Annotated in this window: 6 protein-coding genes; all 6 read right to left on the bottom strand. The window is 68.1% G+C overall.

Annotation, left to right across the window (positions count from 1 at the left end; all coding sequences use genetic code 11):
- The coding region (locus FOZ76_RS11665) for an ABC transporter substrate-binding protein (RefSeq protein WP_246129448.1) at positions 1 to 636 on the bottom strand (636 nt) is incomplete at its 3' end.
- Between the two features lie 18 nt (positions 637 to 654).
- Entirely contained in the window at positions 655 to 1,230 is a 576-nt protein-coding gene (locus tag FOZ76_RS11660) for an FMN-binding negative transcriptional regulator (protein ID WP_143948421.1), read from the bottom strand.
- 22 nt (positions 1,231 to 1,252) lie between these two features.
- Positions 1,253 to 2,152 carry an ABC transporter permease gene (locus tag FOZ76_RS11655; protein ID WP_143948420.1) on the bottom strand — a complete coding sequence of 300 codons (900 nt, stop codon included), beginning with the start codon at positions 2,150 to 2,152 and terminating at the stop codon, positions 1,253 to 1,255.
- A complete protein-coding gene (locus tag FOZ76_RS11650) occupies positions 2,149 to 3,108 on the bottom strand; it encodes an ABC transporter permease (protein ID WP_143948419.1) in 960 nt (319 codons plus the stop codon). The genes FOZ76_RS11655 and FOZ76_RS11650 overlap by 4 nt, the downstream gene beginning before the upstream one ends.
- A 577-nt stretch (positions 3,109 to 3,685) precedes the next feature.
- Positions 3,686 to 4,918, bottom strand: coding sequence for an acyl-CoA dehydrogenase family protein (locus tag FOZ76_RS11645; protein WP_143948418.1), 1,233 nt, complete (start codon positions 4,916 to 4,918; stop codon positions 3,686 to 3,688).
- A 139-nt stretch (positions 4,919 to 5,057) separates the two neighbouring features.
- Positions 5,058 to 6,236 (bottom strand): acetyl-CoA C-acyltransferase, encoded by a 1,179-nt coding sequence (locus FOZ76_RS11640; protein ID WP_143948417.1) that lies wholly within the window; start codon positions 6,234 to 6,236, stop codon positions 5,058 to 5,060.
- Positions 6,237 to 6,333: the final 97 nt, after the last annotated feature.

Genomic DNA, 6,333 nt, shown 5'->3' with positions numbered 1-6,333 from the left:
GCGCCAGTCGTTGATGCCCTTGTCGACGACCTCCTTGGGATAGATCTGGGTGTAGTAGCCGAAGCCCAGGCGATAGTCCCACTCGCTGTTGTAGTGCTTCATGAAGACCGTGAGCGTGTGCGGGCCGGTGGCCTCGATGCGGTCCACGAATTCGTAGAGGTTGGCTGGGGCGCGCTTGGAGGCCATCTGCCGGTTCAGGCTGTAGACCACGTCTTCGGCGGTGAGCTCGCGCGCGTCCATGACGCCTTCCTTGGCGGGGAACATGATGCCTTCGCGCAGCTTGATCTCCACGCGCAGCGGGTCGTCCCTGACTTCCCAGCTTTCGGCCAGCTCGCCGCGCTGGGCCTCCGGCGCCAGCCAGGCGTCGGGTTCGAAGTTGAACTTGCCGCCGCGGCTCTGGGCCTTGGAGAGGTCGCCCGCGATCAGCGACTCGTAGATGTGGCCGGCATCGTTGTTCATCTTCCAGACGAAGTCGGCCGGGTCCCAGGTGAGGGCGTTCAGGGTGGGGTAGTAGTTGATGATCTCGAGCTTGCCGCCATACGTCGGCTCCTCGGCGGCGATGGTGGCGGAGGCGCCCAGCAGGGCGGTTCCAGCCAGAAGGACTCGGCTTGCAGCTTTCAGGTACGACATGGCCATGCAGTGTCTCCCTACGATTCAGCGTTCGCCGGAACGATGCCGGTTGGTGGGTTGAGTCGCCTGCCGTCTTTGCGGCATGGCGGGGGGTGAAGCGGATACCGCAGTGCGCGGGGCGGGGTCGACGCCCGTGGCGGTGTTCCAGACGCCGAGAATGTGCTCGACGCGCAGGGCAAGGCCGCGGCAGCCGCGCCAGATCGCGTGCGGCGATGCCCAGGGGCCGGTGGCGACGCTGGTGAGGTGCTGCTGCAGCCAGGCGGGCTCCTCGTGCACGCACAGGCGCCCGCGCGCATGGACCGCGAGGTGGTTCCATCGCGCGGTGCCGGCCTGCTGCGCAGGCCCGACGTAGTTCTGCCGGCCCTGGAAGATCGCCATGGCCTCCTGCTCGCCGACTTGCGCCAGCGGATGCTCGGCGGACACGCGGGCGCACAGCACCAGCTTGCCGGCCGCCGACGGGCCCTCGGCGCACATCGGCAGATGCTGCGCCTGCAAGCGGCCTTGCGGATCGGACCAAACCAGCGTTGCGATCGGATGCGCGCGCAGCAGCGCAGCCAGGACTTCCGGGCGGTGCTCTTCGTGGCGCGGCGTCTGGGCCATGGCGGGTTGCGTCCGGTGCGGCTCAGCGCGTGCCGCGCATGCGCGGGTCGAGCAGGTCGCGCAGTGCGTCGCCGAACACGTTGATCGAATACACCACCAGCGTCAGGCACAGGCCGGGGACGATCGCCAGCCAGGGCGCCTGGAACAGATAGCTGCGCCCGGAGCCGGACAGCATGCCGCCCCAGGTGGGCGCGGGCGGCGGCACGCCGAGACCCAGGAACGACAGGCCGGATTCGGCGAGGATGGCGGCGCCCACCCGGGTGGTGAAGAGGATGATGATGGGCGGCATGATGTTCGGCAGGATGTGCCTGAACAGGATGCGCCAGGTGGAGGCGCCGAGCGACTTGGCGGCATGTACGTACATGTTCTCGCGCACGGACAGCACCGCGCTGCGGATGATGCGCGAGCCGCCGATGCCCATCAGCAGGCCCAGCGCGATGATGATCTGCGGCATGCCCGGGCCGAACACCGAGACGATCACGATCAGGATGACGAGATCCGGAAAGCTCATCCAGGAGTCGACGAAGCGCTGCGTGACCATGTCGCTGCGCCCTCCGACGTAGCCGCTGACGATGCCGATCAGCACCGAGATGACGGTGGCGAGCGCGGCCGCGGAAACGCCGATGATGACCGAGAGCTGCGCGCCGTACAGCGTGCGCGACAGCATGTCGCGGCCGAGGAAGTCGGTGCCGAAGGGGTAGTCCAGCGACGGCGGCTTCAAGCGATTGAGCGGGCTGATCTGGTTGATGCCGTAGGGCGCGAGCACGTCGGCGAACACCCCGCAGAAAATGAAGAGCACGAAGATCACGGCGCCCGCCGCGCCCAGCGGCTTCTCGCGGAACAGGCGGCGGACGAAGGCCCAGCCAGGCACGCGGGCGGCGCCGGCGGTCGAGGCGGCTCCGGTAGGCAGTACGGCGCTCATCGTGCATTCCTCACTTTGGGATCGAGCCAGCCGTAGCTCAGGTCGACCAGCAGATTGACCAGCATCACCGCCACGCCCACCACGAGGAAGACGCCGGTGACGATCGGGTAGTCGCGCGTGCTCACGGCTTCGAGCAGCAGCAGCCCGACGCCGGGGATCACGAAGATCTGTTCGAGGATGACCGCGCCGCCGATCAGCAGCGGCGCCTGCAGCCCGATCAGCGTGACCACCGGGATGAGGGCGTTGCGCAGGGCGTGGCGCAGCACGATGCGCCGCTCGCTCAGGCCCTTGGCCCAGGCCGTGCGGATGTAGTCCTGGCGCAGCACCTCCAGCATCATGGTGCGCGTCATGCGCATGGTGATCGCGGCCAGCGAGGTGCCCAGGATGATCGCCGGCAGGATCATCTGGCTCAGATTGTGCAAGGGGTCGGTGAAGAACGGGATGAATCGGATCTCGGGCGTCCAGCCCCACCACAGCGACGGCAGCACCATGACCAGCGTACCCAGCCAGAAGCTGGGGATGGCCAGTAGCAGGATGGACAGCGAACGGGTGATGTAGTCGATCGCCGTGTCCTGGCGGATGGCCGAGTAGATGCCGATGGGAATGGCCACCGTGAGCGAGACGATGAGCGCGAGCAGGCCGAGTTCCAGGGTGACGGGCAGCCGCTGCATCAGGGTTTCGAGCACCGGCGTGCCGGTCCAGAGCGAGCGGCCGAAATCGGCCTGGAACACGATGCCGCCGATCCAGTTGAAGTACTGGGTCCACATGGGCTTGTCCAGGCCCAGCGCGGCGAGCAACTGCGCACGGGCTTCCGCGCCCGCGGACCCGGTGTTCTCGCTGAGCATCAGGTCGATGACGTCGCCCGGGATGAGGCGTACCGACATGAATACGATGACGCTTGCAAAGAACAGCGTGGGCAGCAACGACAGCAGACGTCGCCAGACATAACCGCTCATGGAAACTCCTTGGCGCCCTCAGATCTGCCGGCAATACTGCCTGGGCAGCCCGAGCCGACATACCGGGAAATCGATTTCAAGCGCGATGGCGTGCCGGGCAAGAGCCGGGACGCGGCGCGATGGCAGAGGCGGCGGGGCCGCGCTCATCGAATGCTGGCTGCGGGATCGGGAGGTCGCCCGGCCAGTGTGGCGGCCTGGCGCGGATGTTGCAGTGCACGCATGATGTCTCCTGTGCGGTGTGGGTCGGCATCGGACCAGGCCGTGCCGGCGCATCGTCTTGCTCGGTCAGGGCGCCGCGCGGCACTTTCGAAAGCCCGCGGAACGCCCTATGACGAGCGTGTTTTAAAAGACTCTATCACACGTACCGGATATTCTAAACAGCAAAAACTAGGGGCTTTCCAGGGGGGGCTGGCGAGGCGTCGGCCGGTGCGCGCGGGCCGACGTACGCACGTGCGCAAACCCTGGCGCCGCATGCGGCGTCAGGGTTTTTCCGATAGGGAGGGAGGCGGGCTCGGACGAGCCCGCGCGCGTGCCGGGCGGCGCGGTGTAACGCTGCGCGCCGGCGTGCGGTCTGGAATCAGACCTTCAGATACTGGGCGAGTTCCAGCTTGGCGATCTGGTTGCGGTGGACTTCGTCCGGGCCGTCGGCAAAGCGGATGGTGCGGGCCTTGGCGTAGGCGTCGGCCAGGGGGAAGTCCTGCGAGACGCCGGCGCCGCCATGTACCTGCATGGCCCAGTCGATCACCTGGCAGGCCATGTTGGGCGCCGCCACCTTGATCATCGCGATTTCCTTGCGCGCCTCTTTGTTGCCGACGGTGTCCATCATGTAGGCCGCGTTGAGGGTCAGCCAGCGCGCCTGGTCGATGAGGATGCGCGATTCGGCGATGCGCTCGCGCGTCACGCCCTGGTCGGAGAGCAGCCGGCCGAAGGGCTTGCGCACCAGGGCGCGCCTGCACATCAGCTCGAGCGCGCGCTCGGCCATGCCGATCAGGCGCATGCAATGGTGGATGCGGCCCGGCCCCAGGCGGCCCTGGGCGATCTCGAAGCCGCGGCCTTCGCCCAGCAGCAGGTTCTCCTTGGGCACGCGCACGTTGGTGAACGAGACTTCGGCGTGGCCGTGCGGTGCGTGGTCGTAGCCGAACACCGTCAGCACCCGCTCCACCTTCACACCCGGGGTGTCCATGGGCACCACGATCATCGACTGCTGGCGGTAGGTGTCGGTGTCCTCGCCTTCCATGTCGGTGCGGCCCATGAAGATCAGCACCTTGCAGCGCTCGTCGGGCGCGCCCGAGGTCCACCACTTGCGGCCGTTGATCACGTAGTGGTCGCCGTCGCGGTCGATGCGCGAGCGGATCTGCGTGGCGTCCGACGAGGCCACGTCGGGTTCGGTCATCGCGAAGCCCGAGCGGATCTCGCCGGCGAGCAGGGGCTTGAGCCAGCGTTCCTTGAGTTCGGGCGTGCCGTAGCGTTCCAGCACCTCCATGTTGCCGGTGTCCGGCGCCGAGCAGTTCATGGCCTCGCCGGTGAGCGGGTAGCGGCCCATGATCTCGCACAGGGGGGCGTATTCGAGGTTGGTGAGCCCGGCGCCGTTCTGCGACGCTGGCAGGAACATGTTCCAGAGGCCGGCCTTCTTGGCGGCGGCCTTCAGGCCGTCCATGACTTCGTGCGAGCCGTCCCAGGCGTGGCCCTTCTCGCGGTTGGCCTGGATCTCCTCGCGGAACCTGGGTTCGGCGGGAACGACGTGCTCGTTGACGAACGCCGTCAGGCGGTCGCGCCATTCGATCATCTTGGGGGTGTATGCGAAATCCATATGTCTCTCTTCTTCCTCTCAGGTGAAAGCCGGGCCGGCGCAGGAGGCGGCGGCGCTTCCTGGCGCCAGGGCGGCCCTTTCGCCGCCGGGCGGCTTGGCGCCCCGGGCAGGGCCACAGCGCCGGGGCGGACGAACGTCCTCAGACCACTTCGAACAGGCCCGCCGCGCCCTGGCCGCCGCCGATGCACATGGTCACCACGACGTACTTCACGCCGCGGCGCTTGCCCTCGATGAGGGCGTGGCCGACCAGGCGCGAGCCGCTGACGCCGTAGGGGTGGCCCACGGCGATGGCGCCGCCGTTGACGTTCAGGCGATCGTCCGGGATGCCCAGCTTGTCGCGGCAGTACAGCACCTGGACGGCGAAGGCCTCGTTGAGTTCCCACAGGCCGATGTCTTCCACCTTCACGCCGGTGCGCTCGAGCAGCCGGGGCACGGCGAACACGGGCCCGATGCCCATTTCGTCGGGTTCGCAGCCGGCCACGGCAAAACCGCGGAAGATGCCCATGGGCTCGATGCCGCGCTGCTGGGCGAGCTTGCCGTCCATCACCACGCAGGCCGAGGCGCCGTCGGAGAACTGGCTCGCGTTGCCCGCGGTGATGACGCCGCCCGGCATCGCCGAGCGGATCTTGGCCACGCCTTCCAGCGTGGTGTCGGGGCGGATGCCTTCGTCGCTGGCGATCGTCACCTCGCGGGTGACGATGCGGCCCGTGGCCTTGTCCACCACGCCCATGGTGGTGGTCATCGGCACGATTTCCTGGTCGAACAGGCCGGCGGCCTGGGCGGCGGCGGCGCGCTGCTGGCTGCGCACGCCGTATTCGTCCTGAGCGGCCTTGGCGATGTTGTAGCGCTTGGCCACCTGTTCGGCGGTCTGCAGCATGCTCCAGTAGATCTCGGGCTTCATCTCCTGCAGTTGCGGATCGACGCGCATGTGGCGGTTGACCTCGTTCTGCACGCAGGAGATCGATTCGACGCCGCCGGCGACGATGGCGGGCACCCGGTCGACCAGGATGCGCTGGGCCGCCATGGCGATGGTCTGCAGGCCGGACGAGCAGAAGCGGTTGACGGTGACGCCGCCGGTAGTGACGGGCAAGCCGGCGCGGATCGCGATGGCGCGCGCGATGTTGCCGCCGGTGGTGCCTTCGCCCAGCGAGCCGCCCATGATGCAGTCCTCGATCTCGGCGGGATCGAGGCCCGAGCGCGCGACGGCATGTTCGACGGCGTGTGCGCCGAGGGTGGCGCCGTAGGTCATGTTGAAGGCGCCTTTCCAGGACTTGGCAAGGCCGGTGCGGGCGGTGGATACGATGACTGCTTCGTTCACGAGATGTCTCCTGGCCCGGGCGGCGGCGCGCTGCGCTGCCGGCCGCGCGGGCGTGTAACGGCTAAGTACGACGGAACGCCGCCGGGCCGCAGCCGCG

The organism is Verticiella sediminum, from assembly GCF_007558815.1.
Taxonomy (GTDB): domain Bacteria; phylum Pseudomonadota; class Gammaproteobacteria; order Burkholderiales; family Burkholderiaceae_B; genus Verticiella; species Verticiella sediminum.
This window is presented reverse-complemented; position numbering and strand designations above follow the sequence as displayed.

Excerpts from the sequence above, each read along its gene's own strand:
- FOZ76_RS11660 (WP_143948421.1), bottom strand. The coding sequence starts at position 1,230 with ATGGCCCAGACGCCGCGCCACGAAGAGCACCGCCCGGAAGTCCTGGCT.
- FOZ76_RS11655 (WP_143948420.1), bottom strand. The coding sequence starts at position 2,152 with ATGAGCGCCGTACTGCCTACCGGAGCCGCCTCGACCGCCGGCGCCGCC.
- FOZ76_RS11650 (WP_143948419.1), bottom strand. The coding sequence starts at position 3,108 with ATGAGCGGTTATGTCTGGCGACGTCTGCTGTCGTTGCTGCCCACGCTG.
- FOZ76_RS11645 (WP_143948418.1), bottom strand. The coding sequence starts at position 4,918 with ATGGATTTCGCATACACCCCCAAGATGATCGAATGGCGCGACCGCCTG.